The organism is Phycisphaeraceae bacterium (assembly GCA_040222855.1).
GTDB lineage: Bacteria > Planctomycetota > Phycisphaerae > Phycisphaerales > Phycisphaeraceae > Mucisphaera.
The window spans coordinates 331274-352739 of record JAVKCD010000018.1; the positions used below are offsets into that span (position 1 = coordinate 331274).

20 protein-coding genes are annotated in these 21466 nt (G+C 61.2%); 12 read left to right on the forward strand and 8 right to left on the reverse strand.

Annotated elements, in window-relative coordinates; translation table 11 throughout:
- Positions 1-203 precede the first annotated feature (203 nt).
- The 3 genes from RIG82_05050 to RIG82_05060 all read left to right on the forward strand — a co-directional run bounded on the left by RIG82_05050 (position 204) and on the right by RIG82_05060 (position 5427).
- Positions 204-1247, forward strand: coding sequence for a prepilin-type N-terminal cleavage/methylation domain-containing protein (locus tag RIG82_05050; GenBank protein ID MEQ9460298.1), 1044 nt, complete (start codon positions 204-206; stop codon positions 1245-1247).
- Between the two features lie 68 nt (positions 1248-1315).
- Complete coding sequence (locus RIG82_05055) at positions 1316-3211, forward strand: hypothetical protein (protein MEQ9460299.1); 1896 nt, start codon at positions 1316-1318, stop codon at positions 3209-3211.
- A 131-nt stretch (positions 3212-3342) separates the two neighbouring features.
- Positions 3343-5427, forward strand: a complete 2085-nt coding sequence (locus tag RIG82_05060) for a hypothetical protein (protein ID MEQ9460300.1) — start codon at positions 3343-3345, stop codon at positions 5425-5427.
- A 67-nt stretch (positions 5428-5494) separates the two neighbouring features.
- On the opposite strand, the gene RIG82_05065 is transcribed toward RIG82_05060, so the two are convergent.
- On the reverse strand, positions 5495-6742 hold the full coding sequence (locus tag RIG82_05065) for a nucleoside transporter C-terminal domain-containing protein (GenBank protein MEQ9460301.1): 1248 nt from the start codon (positions 6740-6742) through the stop codon (positions 5495-5497).
- Positions 6743-6898: 156 nt separating this feature from the next.
- Here RIG82_05065 and RIG82_05070 point away from each other — a divergent pair, with 156 nt between their 5' ends.
- Entirely contained in the window at positions 6899-7135 is a 237-nt protein-coding gene (locus RIG82_05070; GenBank protein MEQ9460302.1) for a hypothetical protein, read from the forward strand.
- A gap of 101 nt (positions 7136-7236) precedes the next feature.
- Here RIG82_05070 and RIG82_05075 read toward each other — a convergent pair whose 3' ends face one another.
- The 4 genes from RIG82_05075 to RIG82_05090 form a co-directional block, all read right to left on the reverse strand.
- Positions 7237-7437, reverse strand: coding sequence for a hypothetical protein (locus RIG82_05075; GenBank protein ID MEQ9460303.1), 201 nt, complete (start codon positions 7435-7437; stop codon positions 7237-7239).
- A 185-nt stretch (positions 7438-7622) separates the two neighbouring features.
- Positions 7623-8111 carry a hypothetical protein gene (locus RIG82_05080; GenBank protein MEQ9460304.1) on the reverse strand — a complete coding sequence of 163 codons (489 nt, stop codon included), beginning with the start codon at positions 8109-8111 and terminating at the stop codon, positions 7623-7625.
- Positions 8112-8214: 103 nt separating this feature from the next.
- Positions 8215-8676, reverse strand: coding sequence for a SprT-like domain-containing protein (locus RIG82_05085; protein ID MEQ9460305.1), 462 nt, complete (start codon positions 8674-8676; stop codon positions 8215-8217).
- Between the two features lie 290 nt (positions 8677-8966).
- A complete protein-coding gene (locus RIG82_05090; GenBank protein MEQ9460306.1) occupies positions 8967-11138 on the reverse strand; it encodes an EAL domain-containing protein in 2172 nt (723 codons plus the stop codon).
- Positions 11139-11443: 305 nt separating this feature from the next.
- Between RIG82_05090 and RIG82_05095 the strand changes: the two genes are divergently transcribed.
- Both RIG82_05095 and hspQ read left to right on the forward strand, forming a co-directional pair.
- Positions 11444-12685, forward strand: a complete 1242-nt coding sequence (locus RIG82_05095) for a WG repeat-containing protein (GenBank protein MEQ9460307.1) — start codon at positions 11444-11446, stop codon at positions 12683-12685.
- A gap of 29 nt (positions 12686-12714) precedes the next feature.
- Entirely contained in the window at positions 12715-13077 is a 363-nt protein-coding gene (gene hspQ / locus RIG82_05100; protein ID MEQ9460308.1) for a heat shock protein HspQ, read from the forward strand.
- Between the two features lie 14 nt (positions 13078-13091).
- On the opposite strand, the gene RIG82_05105 is transcribed toward hspQ, so the two are convergent.
- Complete coding sequence (locus RIG82_05105) at positions 13092-14018, reverse strand: UDP-2,3-diacylglucosamine diphosphatase (GenBank protein MEQ9460309.1); 927 nt, start codon at positions 14016-14018, stop codon at positions 13092-13094.
- Between the two features lie 201 nt (positions 14019-14219).
- On the opposite strand from RIG82_05105, the gene RIG82_05110 reads away from it, so the two are divergent.
- The 6 genes from RIG82_05110 to rpiB all read left to right on the forward strand — a co-directional run bounded on the left by RIG82_05110 (position 14220) and on the right by rpiB (position 18268).
- The gene (locus RIG82_05110) at positions 14220-14681 is read left to right on the forward strand and encodes a gamma-glutamylcyclotransferase family protein (protein MEQ9460310.1); all 462 of its coding nucleotides are present in this window, start codon (positions 14220-14222) and stop codon (positions 14679-14681) included.
- Positions 14682-14758: 77 nt separating this feature from the next.
- On the forward strand, positions 14759-15307 hold the full coding sequence (locus RIG82_05115) for a hypothetical protein (GenBank protein MEQ9460311.1): 549 nt from the start codon (positions 14759-14761) through the stop codon (positions 15305-15307).
- Complete coding sequence (locus RIG82_05120; GenBank protein MEQ9460312.1) at positions 15300-15911, forward strand: pyridoxamine 5'-phosphate oxidase family protein; 612 nt, start codon at positions 15300-15302, stop codon at positions 15909-15911. Before RIG82_05115 ends, RIG82_05120 begins: the two co-directional genes overlap by 8 nt.
- A gap of 472 nt (positions 15912-16383) precedes the next feature.
- The gene (locus RIG82_05125) at positions 16384-16785 is read left to right on the forward strand and encodes a hypothetical protein (protein ID MEQ9460313.1); all 402 of its coding nucleotides are present in this window, start codon (positions 16384-16386) and stop codon (positions 16783-16785) included.
- Positions 16785-17789, forward strand: a complete 1005-nt coding sequence (locus RIG82_05130; protein MEQ9460314.1) for a Gfo/Idh/MocA family oxidoreductase — start codon at positions 16785-16787, stop codon at positions 17787-17789. Before RIG82_05125 ends, RIG82_05130 begins: the two co-directional genes overlap by 1 nt.
- A gap of 29 nt (positions 17790-17818) precedes the next feature.
- Positions 17819-18268: a ribose 5-phosphate isomerase B gene (rpiB, locus tag RIG82_05135; protein MEQ9460315.1), complete on the forward strand. Its 450-nt coding sequence runs from the start codon at positions 17819-17821 to the stop codon at positions 18266-18268.
- A gap of 62 nt (positions 18269-18330) precedes the next feature.
- Here rpiB and RIG82_05140 read toward each other — a convergent pair whose 3' ends face one another.
- Both RIG82_05140 and mdh read right to left on the reverse strand, forming a co-directional pair.
- Positions 18331-20160: a hypothetical protein gene (locus RIG82_05140; protein MEQ9460316.1), complete on the reverse strand. Its 1830-nt coding sequence runs from the start codon at positions 20158-20160 to the stop codon at positions 18331-18333.
- A 289-nt stretch (positions 20161-20449) separates the two neighbouring features.
- Positions 20450-21403 (reverse strand): malate dehydrogenase, encoded by a 954-nt coding sequence (mdh, locus tag RIG82_05145; GenBank protein ID MEQ9460317.1) that lies wholly within the window; start codon positions 21401-21403, stop codon positions 20450-20452.
- Between the last annotated feature and the right edge of the window lie 63 nt (positions 21404-21466).

Genomic DNA, 21466 nt, shown 5'->3' on the forward strand with positions numbered 1-21466 from the left:
ACAATGGCGATCTCTTCATAAAACTTGCTATACTGAGTGGTGAGCCTTGACGGGCTCGCCCCTCTTTCCCGGTCGGACCGGGAGCCAACGCGGCTGATCCCCAGGACGATGTCGTCTCTGGCACTCAGTTCGCCGAATGGCAGGGGTAGAACCCGGGCTATGATTTCCTGGACGGTATTCCCCTAGCTGCACGGAGACATGAATTGGACAGCCCCACCTCCCGCCTGACACGCGTTCGCTGTTGTTCTCTGGTTGGTGTTCGTGGTTTTACGTTGATTGAGTTGCTGGTGGTGATTTCGATCATTGCGTTGTTGATCGGGATTCTGTTGCCCGCGTTGGGGGCGGCGCGGGGGACGGCCCGTTCGGCGATATGTCTGGGGAATCTGAGATCGGCGGGGCAGGCGATGTTTATTTACACGGTGGATAACAGTGGCTGGCTGGCGGGGCCGAACACCAGTGGCCAGAGGATGAACGACAACGGTTTTACGGCTTATCGGGAGAGTTCGACCGAGCCAACTCAGAATATGGACTGGGTCTCACCCACGATGGGGTCATCGCTGGGGCTGTCGACGGATCGCTCGCGACGGGTGGAGGACATCTTCAACAACGATTTCCGTTGCCCGAGTAACCAGGAGAACTACACTGGCGACTTTGCTGCGGGTGATCTGGATATTGAGGCGACGGCTACGCTGGTCTCGAGTTATTCCTCCCCGCTGGGCTTTCATGCCTGGGGCGAGAACACCAGTGGGAATGTTGTAAAGCTGAGTCAGACAGGGTCTCCGGTTGCACTAGCTGCTTCCTACGCGGCTGGTGCGGGTGGCCAGAGCGGTATCCCCAACTATTCGAGCAAGCTTGATTTTGTAGGCCCGAACAGCGAGAAGGTCTATGCACTGGATGGTGCAAGGTTTCTCAACAGCTCGGGCGAGATGACCTTCAACGGCATCACACGGCAGCTTCAGGGTGGGAACTTCATGGTCGGTGGCCCTGCTTTCGGAGATCCCGGGGGTTCGCCGTACAAGTACGAGAACTTCCAGCAGAATGAGCCGACCGAGTTGAGTCGTCGTTATGCGTTTCGCCATAACGGCCAGTTGAACTCGGTCTTTTTCGATGGTCACGCGGAGTTGCTGACCATGGAGAAGGCGACGACTGTCGATCACTTCCTGCCTTCGGGAGCGGTGATTGTTCAGCGGGGTCAGACCCGAGACCGTCGCAGCCCCGTAATCGCGAACGGTTATGTGATCAAGTGAATCAGTCGGGTTGTAGACCGGTTGACCTAACGAGAATGTTCGACTTTCAATCTCAGGAGAGAAGACAGATGACCACCGCACGTATGCTGCAGACTGCCCTCGTAACCGCCCTGCTGACTGGTGCTGCGCAAGCCGGCACGATCTCCGGGCCTCAGGGTGGGTTCATCGCTGTGGGCGACATTGGAAACGCAACAGCGACCCGTGATGCCGTGACGTTCTATTCGACGATGGACCTGAGCACACCAATCTTTACGGTTGCACTGCCGTTCGAGACAGATACATCCAACTATGAGGACTTTTCTAATCTCACGGTGAACCCGACGACAGGTGATGTGTATGTACTGGCTTTTGATTCGGGCACCTCGGGTAATGTGGTCCCCTCGACAGGGTTCGCGAACAATCAGAATGACACAGAGGGTGATTCGGATCTGTACCGGATCAACTTCGCTGACTTTTACAACGACTGGGCGGCCAATCAGGGCGGTCAGTATGTGACCTACTACACGCAGACGGACGGCTTCTTTGGTGACCCGATCTTCGGTTCGGGGCCGAACCCCGTGTTGGCGAACCCGACGCTGGCGTCTTCGGGTATTCAGAAGATTGGTGAGGTGGCCACGTCGCGTGCGTTTACGCCAGCGATCTTCAACTCGTCGATTGCATTCATTGATGAGAATACGCTGGTCATGCTGGACAACGACTCGCCGACACTGGTTGGTGGTCTGGGTGATGACGGGAACAACTTTGAGGGCGATCATGAGATTCGTGTGCTTAGCCGTGTGGCGACCTCGAACGATCCTTCTCAGCAGGTTACGGCTACGACCAACACGATCAACATTAACGGGGTGGATGTAACCGAGTTTGAGGGCGGCTACGAGGAGGGCACCACTGAGGTGTGGAGTTCTTCGATTGTTGGTCGCGTGCAGGGCGACGGTACTGGCAGCAGCGAACCCACGACGATGTTTGCTTACAACGACCCAATCAGCGGCGTGAAGGGTATCTGGATCGTTGAGGATGATGGCGATGGTGACCAGGTGCGGTTCTTTGATCTGGGCACGAACTCATATCGCCCGTTCACCACAGGTTCGGATTCTTTTATTCTCGATGAGGACCCAACGATTGATCCGCTTTCGAATGACGGGAATGCAGATCGGATCATGGTGAACCCATTGACGGGTGACCTGCTGATCTCGGAGTCTGGCTTCTTTAACAGCCCGCAGGAAGAGCCTTCGGTGATTACGCGAGAGGTTCTCAACTATGACCTTGGTGGCGAGATTCTTTTCGGTGCCTGGGGTATTGAGCAGATCGACGGTGCACAGCCTGGTGACGACGATGGCGTTATCACGGACGGTCGTTATCCGGTTTACGACTTTGTTAATGACATCGTTTACTTCTTCGATCGTGATGATTTCACCAATGGCGGCTCGTTCGATGGCGACTGGTGGGCATTAGACATGACCACTGGACAGACAACCCTAGTGGCCACGGACGCTGGTAACTTCCAGATCTTCAATCAGGGAAGTTATATGGGCTTTTTCCATATTGGCGGTCTTCCTGGTCTTCTCGGCGACTTTGACGGTTCGGGTGATTTGACGATTGCGGACGTGGACCTGCTGGTGGCGGCGATCCTGGGTGGGTCTGTCGATGGCCAGTTCGATCTTGATGGTCTCAACGGTGTTGACTCGGGTGACCTGGCTGAGTGGGTTGAGGTTCTGTTTGGCTCGGCGCTGGGTGATGCGAACCTTGACTTTGAGGTGGACCTGATTGACCTGTCGTTGCTGGCGACGAACTTTGACGGGCCGGGCGGTTATGGCGACGGCGACTTCAACGCTGATGGCTTTGTTGACCTGATCGACCTGTCGCTGCTGGCGACGAACTTTGGTTTTGATGGTACGCCGTTGCCGGAGCCGACAGGTCTGGCGTTGCTGGGTCTGGGCGCTGCGTTGCTGACGCGGCGTTCGGCGTGAGCGGTTGATTGACTGATTTTTCGGGCCCCGTGGGATGAATCCTGCGGGGCCTTTTTTTGGCTTTGGCTGGTGCGTGTGGCATGCTTGTTGTTTGGTATTCCCGCCGGTCTGTTTAGCTTCAGGGAGACTTTATGTCTGTTTCGACTCGCGCTTTGGTGGCGTCTGCTCTTGTGGTTGGTTTGTTTGCTGCTGGCGCTGCGGAGGCGCAGTTGCGGGTGGTGTCGTACAACACGGCAGGGGGACCGCGGACGAATCTGGAGGACGTGCTGGAGGCGATTGGGGATGAGGTTCGCAACGGTTTTGCGAAGCCGATCGATGTGCTGTCGCTGCAGGAGCAATCGACGATGGCGTCGACGACGCAGGCGATCGTGAATCTACTGAATGGAGTGTACGGAGCGGGGACTTATGCGCGGAGTTCGCTGAATGCTGGGAGCACGGGTGCGGGTCGGCCGGGACTGATTTACAACACGACGACGGTGTCGTTGGTGGACGAGGACATTCTGGGGACGACGAGTTTTAGTGGTCCGGCTCGTCAGTTCATGCGTTATCAGTTGCGGCCGGTGGGCTACGGGGTAGAGGCGGATTTTTACGTTTACTCGAATCACTACAAGGCGAGCACCGGGTCGTCGAATGAGGCGCGGCGGCTGGAGGAGACGAATCAGGTGCTGGCGACGGCGGATGCGTTGGGTGAGGGTGCGTCGATCATCTACAGCGGTGATTTCAATCTGTACTCGGCGTTTGAGCCGGGGTATGCGGCGTATCTGCTGCATGACGGGCCGGGTCAGGCGTTTGATCCGGTTGATCGTCGCGGGGCGTGGAGCAACAACAACAACTTCAGGGATGTGCACACGCAGGCACCTTCAACGAGCCCGCCTGGAGGGTTGGTTGGTGGTGGGATGGACGACCGGTTTGATTTTCAGTTGGTGACGGGGGAGTTGATGGATGATGAGGGGCTGGCGTATATCCCTGGCTCATACCATGCGTTTGGGAACAATGGCACACATACGTTGAATCAGTCGATCACGACGGGGACGGGGGCGTCGCCAGCGATCCTGACGCTGCTCACTCAGGTGTCGGATCACCTGCCTGTGGTGGCGGACTATCAGCTGCCAGCGCGAGCGGGATTTGAGGTGACGTTAAGTTCTGTGCGGGCGGTGGTAGGCGGTGTGGTGGATGTGGATGTTGATGTGATGAACACGGCACCGGTGGTGGCGGCGATCGGGGCCGATGAGCTGGACTACGAGGTGGCTCTGTTAAACACGAGTGTGAGCGAGGTGTCGGGGAGTGTCTTGGCGTTGGCTGGTGCGACGACCCATGCGATGACAGCGGACACCTCGGTGGCGGGGGTTGTTGGTGTGGGTGGTCTGTTGACGTCGCTGAGTCAGAACACGCCGGATGATGATCTGGTTGCGGTGGAGTCGCTGACGGTCGTGGATGCGGCGCGGCCGTCGTTTGATGAGTTTACGGAGGTGACGGGATTGACGGTTGATCTGGGGGTTGCGGTGGCGGGGTCGTCGATGGTGGAGGTGCCATTGAGTGTGTTTAATCTTGAGGGTACGGCGGGGTTCACGTCGGCGTTGGACCTGGATTCGATTACGCCTAGTGGGAACAGCGTGTTGATGCTGAATCTCTCTACGTTTTCAGGGCTGGCGGCTGGGGACAGTGAGGCGGGGTCGGTGAGCTGGTTTGTGGAGAGCGGCACATCGGGTCAGCGGGCGGCGTCGTTTACTTTGAATCTGTCTGATGAGGACATTGCGGGAGAGACACAGCATCAGTTGACGATTGATGTGGTGGCGACGATTGCTGGTGAGCTTGGAGATTTTGATGGTTCGGGGGTGCTGGATCTGGGTGATGTGGAGTTGTTGATTGAGCGTTTTGGGACGACGGTTCCGGGGTTTGACTTGACGGAGGATTCGGTGGTGGATGGGGAGGACTTCGCGTTGTGGCGTGAGAGTCTTTTTGGGACGGCGGCGGGGGACGCGAATCTGGATCGTCGGGTGGACCTGGTGGACCTGTCGATCCTGGCGTCGAACTTTGGGGGTGCGGGGACTTATGGTCAGGGGGACAACAACGCTGATGGCGTCGTGGACCTGATTGACCTGTCGGGTCTGGCGGCGAACTTTGGTTTTGATGCGTCTGCCCCCGCCCTGGTGCCGGAACCGGCTGGGGTCGTGTTGGTGGGGTTGGGGCTGGTGGGGCTTGGTCGGCGTCGGTAGCGAATTACACACAGCAGGCCTTTGGCGTGCGATGTGCCACCCGGCGATATGGCTGGACTGTTGTGTTTTAGTAGGCGGAGAACATCCCGGCGACGGTGGCGGTGGCGAGGGATGCGAGGAGTCCTGCGGTCATGGCTTTGAGGGCGATCTCGGCGAGGAGGGGCCTTAGTGAGGGTGCGAGGGCGCTGATCCCGCCGATCTGGATGCCGATGGAGCCGAAGTTGGCGAACCCGCAGAGGATGTAGGCGGTCATCATGGCGGAGCGTTCTTCCTGAAATGCGTCTTTGGCCATGAGTGCCTGGAGGTCGAGGTAGGCGACGAACTCGTTGACGGCGACCTTGGTGCCGATGAGCGAGCCGACGAGTTGGCAGTCGGCCCATGAGCTGATGCCGATGATCCATGCGAGAGGTGCGAAGACCCAGCCGAAGAGCATGGAGAGGGAGAGGTATTCGCCGTCGCCGACGGGGATGGTGCTCAGTGGCCAGTTGACGACGTTCACGAGGGCGACAAAGGCGAGGATCATGGCGATGATGTTGAGCCAGAGACGGAGTCCGTCGGTGGCCCCGGTCGCTGCGGCATCGACGAGGTTGGAGCAGGGGCGGTTGAGTTCGAGGGGCATGTGCGCGCCGGTTTTTGGTTCTTCGATCTCGGGCATCATGACTTTGGCGAAGACGAAGGCGGCGGGTGCGGACATGACGGAAGCTGCGAGAAGGTGGGGTCCGAGTTCCGCTCCGAGCATGGAGATGTAGATGGCCATGACAGAGCCTGCGATGGTGGCGAACCCGCCTGTCATGACGGCGAAGAGTTCGGAGCGCGTGAGTCGTTCGAGGTAGGGCTTAATGACGAGGGGTGCTTCGGTCTGTCCGACGAAGACGTTGGCGGCGATGGCCATGGACTCGGCACCGGAGACGCCCAGGAGACGAGAGAGGAGTCTTGCAAGGGCCCAGATGACGACCTGGAGGACGCCAAGGTGGTAGAGCACGGACATGAGGGCTGAGAAGAAGATGACGACGACGAGGCCGCTGGCGGCGAATGCAATGCCGGGTCCGAAGGGGCCTTCCTGATTGGCGAATCCGGAGCCGAAGAGGAGGATCGCGGGTTCTTTGGCTTTGGCGACGAGTTCGACGAAGAAGGCTGAAGCGGCGCGGAAGACGGATTGGCCCATGTTGCTGCCGAGGACTGCCCAGCCCAGGAGGATCTGGAGGATGAGGCCCCAGAGGATGACGCGCCAAGGGAGTTTGGACTTGTGGGAGGAGAGGAGCCATGCCAGCAACACGAGGGCTGCGAGCCCGATGAGTCCGCGGAGGATTTCCATGGGCGGCCATGCTAACGGGGTGTAAGGGATAGTGCTGAGGGGGGTCGGTTTTCGAGGTTTGGCGGGTTGGGCGCGCGGGCTGGGATTGGCTATACTGCTTGGCCAAACTTTAGCCCTAGCCCCCGCACCCCCCCGCACCCCCCTGGGAGATTCGTCATGCAGCTCCAAGAAGCCCTCAACCTTGTTCAGCAGAAGTTCCAGTCGGAGTCCCAGGGTCAGACCTCGGGCGAGGCGGCTGACAAGTACCAGGCGGCGTTTGCTGATTACCCGGTGATGATGGAGGTCGCGACACAGATCTTCGGCCATCAGATCATCGTGCAGAACGCTCAGCAGCAGGTAGCTCGTGCCCAGCAGGCCGCGCAGGCGGCAGGCGGAGTCGTCCCTCAGGCCTGAGATCAAGCTTGAGGGAGCTCAGGCTTCCAGCTTTATTTAGCCCCCCCACCACACACGCGGTGCCCCCGGCAACGGGCGAGCGCCGCGTGTGCTTTTTTGTGTCAGTGAGCGTGGTGATGTTTTTTGTGATCGGCGGCTGCTTTGGCTTTTTGATAGCACTCGTCGCAGATTTCGTGATGAATGAGGGTGCCGTGGAAGTTCATGCGGATGCGGTGCATGTTGCGTGAGAAGTCGCGTTGTCCGCATTCGTAGCAGGCGACCTTCTTGAAGACGAGTGATTTAACACGATCGGCGATGGACATGTCGGGTCCTTTCAGAAGCGTGCCCGAGTGGGCGGGGGCAGAAAAAGACCTGTGATTCTTTATATATCGTACCTCACCGTGGCTGCTGAGCAAGGGGCGATCTGCTGGTTGGGTGCAAAAAGAAGGCGAGGTCATGACCCGCTCGTCATGGCCCCGCCAGGGTTGAGTGTGTGGGCGATAGGGACTCAGGATTCTGAGGGGGGCTGTTCGCCGACGGCGTCACGGATGGCCCCAAGAGCGCGTTTGGCAGAGGCGTCGATGGCGTCGGACCCACGTTTAGCGGCGGTTTTGACGGTGTCGCTTAGGGGGTGGCCATCGAGGAGGCGGAGGCAATGGGCTGCTGTGCGACGGATGAGGTTCTTGCCCACGTTGGTGTTTCGGATGACCTGCTGGGCGGAGCGTTTGGCGATGGCGGCGGCGGCCCGGTCGTTGCCCTGTTCCTGCAAGCGGTTGATGAGCACGATGGCCTTTTTGGCGGTTTCGGCGTTGTGATCGATGGTGCGTTCGGTGAGGTTTTGGATTCTGGTGACGCAGCGTTCGGCCAACTGTTCGGGGGTCGGCTGGATTTCGGGGCGTTCGGGGGTTTCGGGTCGTTCCTGGGCGTTGGCAGGGATTCCGCCAACGAGGAGGACGAGGCCGGTGAGCGCGCAGGACAGCAGGGATGCGTGTTTCATGATTCATGCTCCTAAACGGTGCTTGAGAGTCTTGGGCACCACGCCCGTGTATTGGTCGCACCGTGCGACCCGATTCAGGGAGGACAACGGGGGAGGCGGGAGGCTATTGCAGGGCTGTGGTGAGTTTCTGGGTATCGCGGAAGCGGAGGGTTCCGTGATCGGGTCCGCAGCGTCGGCAGTAGTAGGAGCGGCCGCGCATGGGTTTTCGGTAGCGGGCGTGTTGTTCGGCACATCCGGGGCAGCGAGCCTGCCAGCGTCCTGAGGGCATGTCTGCTTCGCCTCGGACTCGTGGGGGGATGCCGAGGCGGAGACACTGGGCGCGCCAGGCGATGCCGTGGCCTGCTTTGGGTCCGGCGAGGGCGTGGGCGATTTCGTGGAGGAGGGTTTCGCGGATTTCGGGTTCGTCGTGTCGTTCGACGTAGGGTCGCGAGAGCTCGATGCGTTGGTCGGTGAAGCAGCAGAGTCCAAGGACTCGGTGTCTGCGGTTGAAGGCGAAATCCCAGTGATTCAGGCCGTTTTCGGCCATGAGTTGGATGGCGAGCTGCCTTGCTCGATCGGTTTCCATGTCGCCTCCTGCTGGTGAGCAGGGTACATAAAAAAACCCCGTTGATACCGAGGCACCAACGGGGCGGAGGGGAGAAAGTCTGTTCAACGAGCATCGGATAATCGGACGCTCGCGCTTTAGTACGGGCTTGCCGGCGTTCACTGATCCCTACGGCCGGTCTTGTCTGCTGGTTCACGAATCGGCGCTCATGGGACTTATTGGCCATAGGGGTTTACCCTAATAACCTAGCCAGAGCATGTCTGCAGGCGGTGTTCCCGGGATTGAGATGGGGGTTCTGGTGGCGTCAGGCGTCAGGCTGATGCGCGTAGGTCTTGATCCTGAGCGTACTTATGTGCGAACTCGATGGCATCATCAGCGGGAAGAGGTTTGGCGAAGAAATACCCCTGGCCGAGGTCACATTCGAGGGCCTGGAGGGCTGCGAGTTGTCCGGCTTCCTCGATGCCTTCGGCGACGACCTGGATGCCGAGGGTGTGGGCGAGGGTGACGATGGCCTGGATGACGGCCCCGAGCTGGAGTTTCTCTTCCATGCTCTGGATGAAGGACTTGTCGATTTTGAGAACGTTAAAGGGGTATTGGTGGAGGCAACTGAGTGAGGAGTATCCGGTGCCGAAGTCGTCCATGGCGAGGAGGACGCCCATTTCGCGGAGTTCGCTGAGGGTGCGGAGGACGCGGTCCTGCTGGTCCATGATGACGGACTCGGTGACTTCGAGTTCGAGGGCGGTGGCGGGGAGACGGTGTCGCTGGAGGGTGTCGCGGACGATCTCGGTGAAGCCACCTCGGACGAGCTGACGCTGTGAGACGTTGACGTTCATGCGGAGGGGTCGTCCCTGAGGGAGACCGGCGTCCATCCATGAGCGGAGTCTTCGGCAGGCTTCGTCGAGGACCCAGGCGCCGATGGGCTCGATGAGTCCTGTTTCTTCGGCGAGAGGGATGAATCTGTCGGGCGGGATGAAGCCGTGACCGGGGCAGTTCCAGCGGATGAGGGCTTCGAAGCCGACGACTCGTCGTTCTTCGAGGGATACGAGTGGCTGGAAGGCGAGTTGGAATCCGTTGTTGGCCACGGCGTTTCGGAGTTCACGTTCGTAGACGAGTCGGTTGAGCGCTTCGGTGTGCATGTTGCCGTGGAAGACGACGGCCTGGGCCTTACCTGCTGACTTGGCTTGGTTCATGGCGATGTCGGCATCGCGGAGCATGTGTTCGGAGCTGTCGTAGCTGCCGTCGGAGGTGACGATGCCGATGCTGGCGGTGAGTGACATCTGGTGGCCGCCGACTTCGAGCGGTTCGGAGATGATTCCCTGGAGCCGGCGGGCGACATCGGAGGCGGAGGAGGCGTTATCGAGTCCGTCGAGGAGGATGGCGAACTCATCTCCGCCTAGGCGTGCGCAGAGGTCGATGTTGCGGAGGGTTGAGGGCAGTCGTTCGGCTACTGCTTGGAGGAGGAGGTCTCCGGAATCGGGCCCGAGGCTGTCGTTGACGACTTTGAAGCCATCGACGTCGAGGCAGAGGAGTGCGAACTGGTAGTTAGCAATTCTGCGGGATCGTTGGATGGCCTGGCTGACCTGCTGGAGCAGGAGGGTTCGGCTGGCGAGTCCAGTGAGGCGGTCGCGGGTGGAGACTTCGGCGAGTGATTGCTCGATGCGTTTTTGCTGGTCGATGTCGGCGAGTGTTCCGGCGATGTGGGTGGCTCGGCCGGAGTCGTCACGGACGACGATCCCGCGGATCTCGAACCATCGTGTGGAGCCGTCGGCGGCTTGCATCTTGAGTTCACGGGCGATGCGGCCGTCACCGCCTGACATGGCGACGGTAAGATCGACCTGGAACTGGCTCAGATCGGAGGATGCGATGCGTGAGAACCAGTCCTGTGAGCGTGCGATAGCTTGATCCGTCGGGACCTCGACAAGTTCGCGCCAGCGTGGATCGACTTCGAGGTGGTCGGAGATGAGGTCCCAGTTCCAGAGGCCTTCTCGGGTTGCTTTGGCGGCGAGCTGGAGTCCGGTGTCGCTGGTGTTGGTGCGGTTGTATGTATGGTTGGCGGGCTGGATGAGGGCAAGGGCGACGGCGGCGTCGGCTTCATCGAGATGTGTGCCGCTGCAGGGCAGGAGGGTGATGGTGAGTTGGTGGTCGTGGTCGCGGGAGAGGTCGAGCGTGAGTGGGATGGGTCGTGTGGTGTCGGCGTTCTCGGGTGAGAGCCATGTGATGAAGGCTGCTTGGTCGGACTTATCCAGTGCGTTTTGCAGGAGTGAGCCTGGGTTGGCAAGGTCGCCTAGGAGTCCTCGAGCGGCTGTGTTTGCGGACAGGGTTTCGCCTGCGGTGCCGATGAGGAGTTGGCCGACGTTGGAGCGTTCGAGAGCGTGGAGGACAGCGGCGCCCAGGCGTGGTGCCTCGACTTCGATGGCACGTGGTTGCCCACCTGACTGGCTGGCTTGCGCGCTGTGTTTGGTGTTGTTGTCGCTTGGGCTCATAGGCTCCACCGTGCGGCCGGGTGTGGTCGGATTCTGCGTAGGAATCGGGTGCTCATCCCTGTGAATGTCGTCCAGCCTTACGGACTGCTTGATCGTGACTGAGTGAAGCGGGGCGGATTTGGCGTGAGAGGTGTTACAAACGTCACAGAGTGAGCTATGCAGGGGGATTTTGGGGGATATGATGGGTTATGCGGTTAGCCCATAAGAGTTTGTGGCAACTGGCGATTGTGGTTGTGGTTGGGTTTTGCGCGCCTGGTTCGGGGGTGGTTGGACAGGCGGTTGGCGGGTGGACGCCGGAGTGGGTTTTGAATGCGAACGATCGCTCGCTGAGTTATCGGGGTGTGCGAGGTGATGAGACGCTGTATCCGATCACACTGCACGGGCTGGCGGGGCATGTGACGGCGTCGGGTGATCTGGCGATTGCCCCGGTGTATGACTGGGCGGATTCGTTTTATGACAACCTTGCGCGGGTGGGTTTGAATGGGCGGGTTGGGTTTGTAAATCGGCGAGGGCATCTGCAGATCAAGCCGGTGTTCGAGCTGGCGGACCGGTTCATGGATGGGTTAGCGCGGGTGCGGGTCGAGGGGCGTTGGGGATTTGTTGACAAGAACGGGCGGTGGGCGATTCGTCCTGAGTTCGAGGCGGTGGGTCGGTTTCATGGGGGGTTGGCGGCGGTACTGGTCGAAGGCCGCGTTGGGTACATCGACAAGTCGGGTCGGGTGGTGGTGTCCCCTCGGTATTCGCGGGGGCGGGGGTTGATTGATGGGCAGGCATCGGTGGAGTTGGTGTCAGAGGATGGTGAGCAGAAGCGTTGGGCGGTGATGGATCGGTCGGGTCGGCTGAGGTGGACGGACCCGACGGGCGAGGTGCTGGAGTTGGGTGATCTGGGGGACAACCTGCTGCGGGCACGGACGGCAGCGGGTTGGGGTTATCTGGATCGATCGTTTCGGTGGGTGATTACGCCGGGGTTTGATGAGGCGAGGGAGTTTTCGATGAATCTAGCGGCGGTGAAGCGGGAGGACCGCTGGGGGTACATCGGTAAGGACGGGGCGTGGCGACTCGAGCCAGCTTATGAGTTGGCGGATGATTTTGAGCCGGAGACGGGGGTGGCGATGGTGCGTGAACGGGGTGGGGTGGGGTTTATCGATCGGCAGGCGCGTTGGGTGGTGGAGCCGTTGCTGGCGGAGGCCGAGCCGTTCGCGGGGAACTTTGCACGAGTGCGGTTGTTGGCGGGGTGGACGTGGATGGATCGGCAGGGTCGGTCGTTCTGGAATCCGGCTCGGCAGGTGGATCAGTTGGTGGACCGGTCGGCGACGCTGGATCGGATATTGCGCGACGACCCGAACATGGTGTTCAGGGTGAAACGGGTTTATCCGGCTTCGGAGTTGCGCTCGGCGGAGCCGACGGAGCGGCTGTTCGTCGCGGAGTATTTGTATGAGTCTGTGTTGCCTGAACCAGAGAACGGCTTGACTGTCGAGCGTGTTGAGGGTGGTGAACCCGAGGTTAGAGATTCGGAGGGAGAGCGCCTAGGATCGGACGAAAGGTAACCCGCAGTGGCGGGAGATCGGTGAGTGCTATGAACCCCCACGACAAGATCAACGTGCCTGACTATTTTCCGGTTGAGGTCCCGCGGTTTGCAGCGGGTCAGGTGGTACGGCATAAACGGTACGGCTATCGCGGGGTTGTGGTGGATTTTGATCTGTCGTGTCGTGCGAACGAGCAGTGGTATCAGGGGAACCAGAGTCAGCCCGAGCGTGAGCAGCCGTGGTACCACGTGTTGGTGGATGGGTCCGAGATTGCGACGTATGCGGCGGAGTCGAGTCTTGATGTGGATGAGGACAGCGAGGCGGTGACGCACACGCTCATCAGGCATTTCTTTGAGGTTTACGACGGCCAGCGTTATGTAAGGAATGATGAGCCGTGGCCGGGTTGGATGTGATTTGTGTGGCGGCCTTAGCCCCGGCCGTGTGTGGTCGTTGCGGCTTGCTCATCGTCTTCGAGTTCGGATTCGTGTCGTGCGGCCCATGATGAGGGCATGAAGGGTTCGAGCCCACCATCGCGGGGCCGGACGCGGACTTCGAGATCGACGCTGTCGGCGGTTTCGGGGCTGCTTGCGGAGCGGTTTCTGAGTTGCTCCATGAGTCTGAGTCCGTCGATGAGCTCCATGCGGCCGTCGTCGTGTTCGACCAAGATGGTGCAGCTCTCAACCCAGTCCCCGCAGTTGTAGTAGGCGATGCCTTCGATGTCGCGGACTTCGGCTTTGTGGATGTGTCCACAGACGACGCCATCGACGCCATGGGCTTTGGCTTCGCGTGCGAGGGTTTGCTCGAAGCTACTGATGAAGGTGCAGGCGTGCTTGACTTTGAGTTTGATGAAGGCGGCGAGTGACCAGTACTGGAGTCCGAGGAGGGAGCGGATCCAGTTGTATCCGGTGTTGATGGTGGTGAGCAGTCCGTAGGCCCAGGCACCGAGGTGGGCGAGCCAGGGTGAGTGCTTGACGACCATGTCGAACTCGTCGCCATGGACGATCAGGAGTTTCTTGCCGTCGGCTTTTTCGTAGACGGCTTTGTGTTCGACGCGGACCCCGCCGAACTCGAGTCCGCAGTATTGCCGAGCGGCCTCGTCGTGATTGCCGGGGATGAAGATGACTTGTGTCTTGCGAGCGAGTTTGAGGAGTCGTCGGATGACTTCGTTGTGGTCTTTGGGCCAGAACCATCGTTGGCGGAGGCGCCACATGTCGATGATGTCGCCGACGAGGAAGAGTCGTTCGCATTGGATGCGTTTGAGGAGGCGTGCTAGGTCCTTGGCGTGGCAGCCGTTGGTCCCGAGGTGGACGTCGCTGATGAAAACCGTGCGGTAGCGGAGTTTGCGTTTGCTCATCGCCGGGTCTTCGCTTGCCTGGGTGTCAGGGAGGTCGGTGTGGGGATCGGGAGCCGGGCCCGCAGGGTCGGGCTCGGGGCCGATAACCTTGGATCTTAACTCTTGTTTCGGCATAAGATGACCCCCGACCTGACCCGGGGCGGCGATTAACCAAAGCATAACACTGTAGCCTGCTCAACACGCTTTTTTGAAGTCACCAGGATGCTCTATTTCGCTTACGGCTCTAATCTCGACCCGCACCAGATGGACGATCGGTGTCCGGGTCATCACGTGCATGCCCGGGGGTTTGTGCGGGGGTACCGGCTGACCTTTCCGCGGGATTGTGTTTCGTGGGCGGGCGGGGTGGCGTCAATCGAGCCTCTGGAGGGTTGTGAGGTGTGGGGGGTGTTGTACGACCTGACGGCGGACCACCTCGAGACGCTGGATCGTTACGAGGGGGTGGCGGAGGGTGACTATTGGCGGGAGACGATCGACGTGGTGCTGGATGGCGGGCGGACGGTCCCGGCGATCGTGTACATCGCTGCGGCTGATGAAGGTGGTCCGACCCCGCCTTCGCGTCAGTACCTGGAGGCGATTGTCCGGGGGGCGCAATCCCACGGGTTGCCGTCCGACTACATTGCCGGGTTGCAGAAAACACCGGTGAATACCCCAAAGCCGGCGTGATGGGGGTTGTCCGCGAGGACAGGCGAGCGAGAGACGGCTAGTCTCTGGACTCTTTCAACCTTACTGGAGGCAACTCGATGCCTAAGCTGACTGTGTTCGTTGGATTGCTGCTGGTGATTCTAGGTGTGGTCATGTACGCGACGGCGGGCGGGTCGGCGAATCCTGCTCCGGCGGATCATACGGCGGCGATTGAGGAGGGTTCGCCTGCGGATGCACTCCCGTCGCCGCGTCCTCCCGAGGTAGCGCACGATGACGCCGGTGATGTGGCCAGTGCAGCGGGGGCGGAGACCGGTGAGCGGAAGAAGCCGTCGATCACGGCGTTGATCCCGGCATTCATCGGAGCTCCGATTCTGCTGCTGGGGCTGGCGTCGATGAACGAGGGCTGGCGGAGGCACGCGTTGCACGGGGCGATGATTTTTGCCTTGCTGGGCACGCTTGGCGGATTGGGCATGGGTCTGCCAGCGGTGCCGAAGTTGATTGCTGGCGAGCATGAGCGACCCAAGGCGGTCTACAGTCAGATCGGGATGGGCGTGCCTTGTGCCGTGCTGCTGATCGCGGGGATCAACTCGTTTGTGCGTGCCGGTCGTGCGCGACGGGCGGCGGCTCAAGCGTCGGCTGATGCCTGAGTTTTCGGGTCTGGAGAACCTGGATGATCTGCTGACGGTGGCGTGGCAGCGGCTGGTGGCGGCCACGCAGACGGCCCATCACCCGTGGCATCTGGCGGTGTTGGCGACCGTCGATGACGGGGGTGAGCCGGATGCGCGGACGGTGGTGCTCCGGCGGGTGGAGCCGGGGTCGAGGCGGCTGATGTGTCATACGGATGTTCGGTCGCCTAAGTTTGCGGCGCTGCGGCGGAACCCGGCGGCGACGATGCTGGTGTACGACCCGGGCGACAAAGTGCAGCTTCGGGTGCTGGGGCGGGTGACGGTGCACGGGGATGATGCGTTGGCGGATGAGCAGTGGGCGGCGTCGACGGTGAGCAGTCGGCGGTGTTATCTGGCACCGTCCCCGCCTACGGCGGAGAGTGAGGGGCCGTCGGTCAACCTGCCGGAGCACCTGCTGGGGCGCGTGCCGACTCAGGAGGAGTCAGAAGAAGGGCGGGCGAACTTTGGGGTGATCTCGGTCACGGCGGAGCGTATCGACCTGCTGCACCTGGCGGCGACCGGGCACCGGCGGGCGCTGTACTCGTGGCCGAATGGCCAACTCGAAGCCCACTGGCTCCACCCGTAACCCCCCAACTGCCCACCACCCGCCCGCTAAGCATCTCTGTGTCATTCGTAGCGATTGGGTTTGATGGCTGTCTTGCTGGACAGGGTAGCGCACACAGCACGCCTTGGGCGTGCAATGTGCTACTCAGAGGAGGCTGCCATTGACATAGATGTGTTTAGAGAGAAGGTTTGTGGTTCGCCGAGGCTTGGCAGGACTGCGGGGGGGCTGGGGGTGGGAGGCGCAGAAAAATGCCCGTGGCGGGTTAAGGACCACGGGCACTTAGGAGAAGGGAGCTGGGTTAGCGGGGGACGTTAGGCTTGGTTCCGCTACTTTGTCTACTGGAATAATGCACCAGGGGTGCGATGTATTCCGTGGTAAGTGCGGAAAATCTTTGAGAATTGTTCTGGAAGAGTGCATAAACCGTATTCGGTCAGCGCGTTACAGTGGCGGCGCGTTGTGAGTTTTTTCGTTGTTGCGATGTTTGGAGCTGAAGATGGCGGATTCGCGAGATGTGAAGGTGCTGTTGGTGGGGCATTGCGGGTTTGATTCGGGTTTGCTGACGCGGGCGGTGGCCAAGGCGCTGCCCAGGGCGGAGGTAGTTCTGGTCAACACTGATGAGGACCTGTCTCCTCGGCTATCGCCTGAGACGATCCTGCTGGTGAACCGGGTGCTGGACGGGCAGTTTGCCGTGTCATCGGGGATCGATTTGATCGCTGGTGTGTCGGGGCGAGCCGAGGCGGGGCCGACGCTGCTGATCTCGAACTATGAGGATGCGCAGGCCGAGGCGGAGCGGAAGGGGGCGATGCCTGGGTTTGGGAAGAATGATGTGGGTACGGAGTTGGCGGCTGAGCGACTTCGTGAGGCGGCGGAGGTGGCGATGCGGGGTGATGGGTGATGTCGGAGTTTCGGTTGGGGATTCTGGCTACGGGGAACATTGCGAGGCAGTTCGCGGAGGCGATGCCGCAGTCGAAGCGTGTCAAGGTGGTGGCAGTGGCTTCGAGATCGGAGGAGCGGGCGCGGTCGTTTGCGGAGCGCTACGGGATCGCTCGGGCTTATGGGTCTTACGGGGCGCTGCTTGATGATCCGGGGATCGATGGGGTGTATATCGCGACGCCTAATGACACGCATGTGGCGTTGACGCTGCGCGCGCTTGAAGCGGGCAAGCATGTGTTGTGCGAGAAGCCACTGGCACCGAGTGAGGCGGATGCTGAGCGATTGTTTGCTGCGGCGGAGAGTGCGGGTCGGTTGCTGATGGAGGGGTTTATGTATCTCTCGCACCCGGCGACGCGGAAGGCGTTGTCGTTGGTGAATGAGGGAGCGATCGGGACGCCTCGGCTGCTGCGACTGAGTTTTTGTTATCGCACGCGGAAGCTTGAGGGGAACACTCGGTTTCGGCCAGAGTTATTGGGTGGGGCCCTGATGGATGTCGGGTGTTACGCGACGTCGCTGGCGTTGACGATGGCGGGCGAGCGAGCGGATGCGTTGTCGTGTTCGGCGCGGTTGCATGCGACGGGGGTAGATGAGTTGGCGGTGGGGCATCTGACGTTTCCTGGTGGGTTGATCGCGAGTTTTGAGGTGGGGATGGGGGTGCAGACGGACAATGCTGCGCTGCTGTGCGGGGATGAGGGTTATGTGCGGTTGCCGGTGCCGTGGAAGCCGGGCGAGCGGAGTGAGGTGGAACTGCGTCAGATGACGGGGCCTCGGCAGGATGGTGCGGTGCGCCCGGCGCGGTCGGAGACGTTTTCGCTGACGGCGGATGGGCCGTTGTTTGCGCTGGAGGCGGATGACTTCGCCCTTGCAGCGCGAGGTGAGGGCAAGCCATCAGTGTCGGGGCGGTTATCGATTGATAATGCGGCGGCGCTGGAGACGCTGCGACGGCTGGGTGGGCTGGCTTACTGAGCCGGTGCGGGGCGGGTACACTTCCGGGCATGAAAATCGCCATTGCCGCTGACCATGCTGGTTTCCCGCTGAAGGCTGCCTTGTCCGAGTTGCTCCGTGAGTTGGGGCACGAGGTGCTTGATCTGGGCGCAAACGAGTTGGACCCTAAGGACGATTACCCGGATTTTGCGCGGTATGTGGGCAACGCGATCCAGCACAAGCAGGCGGATCGCGCTGTCCTGCTGTGCGGGTCGGGTGTGGGCGCGTCGATCGCTGCGTCGAAGATGAAAGGTGTGCGGGCGGCGGTGTGCCATGACACGTACTCGGCTCATCAGGGAGTCGAGCACGATGACATGAACGTGCTGTGCCTAGGGGCGCGGATCATCGGGATCGAGCCAGCCCGGGAGATCGTCAAGGCGTTTGCGAGCGCCAGGTTCACCGCAGAAGAGCGTCACCGCCGACGACTCGAGAAAGTCCTCGCCATCGAAGCCGCCAACTAAACCCCCGCATTTTTCTTCTGGGTGGTGCGCGTCTTGGGGGCGTGGCGTGGGGGGAGCATCGCTTACTGTTGGGTGTTGTCGTCTTCTTTGGCGGCACGGAGGGCACTTAGCCATTGTTCGTAGCGGACGGCGGCGAGGAGTGTTTCGGCTGAGGCGGCAAGAGGCATGCGGGGGTCGAGGAAGGTCTGACGGATTCCGCCAACGGCGCCCTGGGGGTAGGGGCTGGCGAAGGCACCGGCCTCTGACATGTTGAGGAGGGCGAGGTAGCGAGCGGCGAGAGAGGCGAAGACCTGGCGGTCGATGCGGCCATCGGGTTGCTGCCCGGCGAGGGCCATGGTCGCGACGAAACGGAGGCCGTAGGCGGTGGTCCAGTCGGGCAGTTCGCTGAAGACACGAGGCCCGCGTTGGAGTCGTAGGGAACCGATGACGTCATCGGGGCCGATCATGGGGGGATCGATGCGTTGGAGGCGTTCGAGGTCGTCCATGAGGGCGTCGAGGCGGTTACGGAGTCGCATCAGTTCGGCGGGGTCGTTGATCGCGGCGAGTAGCTCGGCGGACCAGGCGAGTCGTGAGAGGCCGGGTTTGGCGAGAACGCGTTCGATGGCGGGACCGGCGAGGGCGCTGACTCGGTTGGCGAGTTCGGGTCGCTGGGTGCGGGCTGCGGCACGGTGGAGGGTGACCAGGACGACGAGTTCTTCGCGGCCAGCCTGTTCCTGAGTGAGGCGGTCGAGGGTGGTGTCGAGCCGCTGGATGGCTGAGTCGCGGGTTTCGAGGGTGAGTTCACGGGATTCGGATTCGATCAGGGCGAGAAGGTAGAGGGCTGAGGCTTCTTCGTCGAAAGCGAGGGGTTCGTTGTCGAGTTGGGCTTGGAGCCGACGTCGGGCGAAGCTCATGGCGTTGACCATGGCGGGGGACTGCCCACCAAACTCCTGGCCGAGGGCCAACTCGGCGCGGATCAGGGCGAGGGCTCCGAGGGCGGCATCGCGCTCGCTGGCGTCACCATCGAAGCGGTTGGCCATGGGTAAGTAGGTGTCACCCGGCATCAGGCGCGGGTCTTTGTATCGCGTGGCAAGGTGTTGACGGAGTCGGGCACGAAGGCCAGCGACGGTCTGCTCTGAGATGCTGCCGAGGGGGATGGTGGCGTGTCCGCGCTCGAGTTCAGCACGACCGGCACCATCGCGAAGCCCTACAACGTGGGTGATGGCAAAGCGGTTGACTTCGAGACCGATGAGTTGAGAGGGGTCATAGCGGCCGGCCCCACGGCCGACATCGCGGAGGGCGCGGCCGATCTGGCCTTCGACAGAGATGGCCTGGGCGAGCGCGGTGCCGGGCCACAGCAGGGCTTGTGAGCCTGTCAGCGGGTCGCGGAGGACCAGTCCGTGGTAACCGGGGACCCACTGCTCCATGAGGCTGGGGCCAGGGCGTGTCCCACGGATGGCGAGGGGCGTGAGGGGGCCAGCGATCTGGAGATCGACTTCGAGTCCGAAGAAGCCGTCGTCTTCAATCTCGTTGGATCGCTGTGGGTTGTCATGGTTAGCGCGTTGGTGAGCTCTGCGGGCGTTGGCGTGGCCCAAGGCGGTTTGGCTGGCTCGAGCGAGGAGCTGACCGAGGTTGACGGTCTCTTCGTCGCCCAAGAGGTCTTGCTCGGTAGCGAAGGCATCGCCTTCGGCGATGGCGTAGCCGTTGTCACGGAGTGTGACGCGGACGGCGGTGGTCTGGCCAGCGGCGAGGGTGGGGATGTCGTCATCGACGACGCCTCGGGACGCCCAGGCTTCGACGAGCCGCTGGGCCTCGAAGGAGCGGAGCCAGTCGAGGTCCTGGGCGGCGGCGGGCGTGGGGGTGGGTCCGGTTGTGAGGATGAGGCAAGCGAGGGCGTTGCTCAGGAGCGACACCGGATGGCGACAGGTGTGGCGGGCGGGCGACGTGGCGTCACAGATAGACCTGCGGATAGCAGCTCGAAATCGGCTTAAAGCTATTTTATACAATGACTTGTGCTCCATCCAAGAAAAAGGGCCGTGCTGGCACGGCCCTTGAAGGTACCCTATTAACCCTTGGTTATCGGAGGCAACACCATGAACAGCATCACCCTCTTCGGTTGGAACGCCACTCAGATCGCTTACCGCAAGAAGATCCTTGTGCTGACGCTGTTGACCTTCGCGGCGTTGTGCTAGGGCTTGGGGTTCACGCGAGGTCGGGGAACATTTTCTGAACGACGCCGACCAAATCGCCGACGTGGCTAGCCGATTCATCCATGAGCTTCTGTTCGTCCGGGTTGAGCTTAATCTCGACGACTTTCTCGACGCCGCCTGCGCCTAGTAAGGTTGGGACGCCGACGAAGAGGCCTTTGATGCCGTATTCGCCGTTGCAGTAGGAGGCGCAGGGGAGGATGCGCTTCTTGTCTTTGACGATGGCCTCGACCATCTGGACGACGCCAGAGGCGGGGGCGTAGTAGGCGGAGGTACCCATCAGCTTGACGATCTCGCCGCCGCCAACCTTGGCGCGGTCGACGAGTTCCTGGAGTCGTTGTTCGCTGATGAACTCGGTGACGGGGATACCAGCGATGTTGGTGAAGCGTGGGAGGGGGACCATGTCGTCGCCGTGGCCGCCTAGGAGCAGGGCGTTGATGTCTTCGACGGAGAAGCCGGTTTCCATGGCGATGAAGGTTTTGTAACGGGCGACATCAAGGCATCCGGCCTGGCCGACGATCTGGTTGGTCGGGAAGCCGGTGGTCTTCCATGCGGTGTAGACCATGGCGTCGAGGGGGTTGGAGACGACGATGACGATGGCGTCGGGGGCGTGCTTGGCAATGTTTTCGCTGACGCTGCGAACGATCTTGACGTTGGTCTCGATCAGGTCATCGCGAGACATGCCGGGCTTGCGTGGGATGCCTGCGGTGACAACGACGACTTCGGCTCCGGCAATATCGGCGTAGTCGGTGGTACCGGTGATCTTGGCGTCGAAGAGCTCGATGGGGGAGCACTGGGCGAGGTCGAGCATCTTGCCTTTGACCACCCCTTCGGCCTGAGGGATGTCTAGGACGACGACGTCGCCGAGTTCCTTGGAGGCGGTCCAGAGGGCGCAGGAGGCGCCGACGTTGCCGCCGCCGATGACAGCGATCTTGGGGCGTGAGGGCATGGTGGTGAGTCCTTCCAGAACGGTGTGCGGAGCTCGGAGGGGCGATCAAGAGATTATTTAATC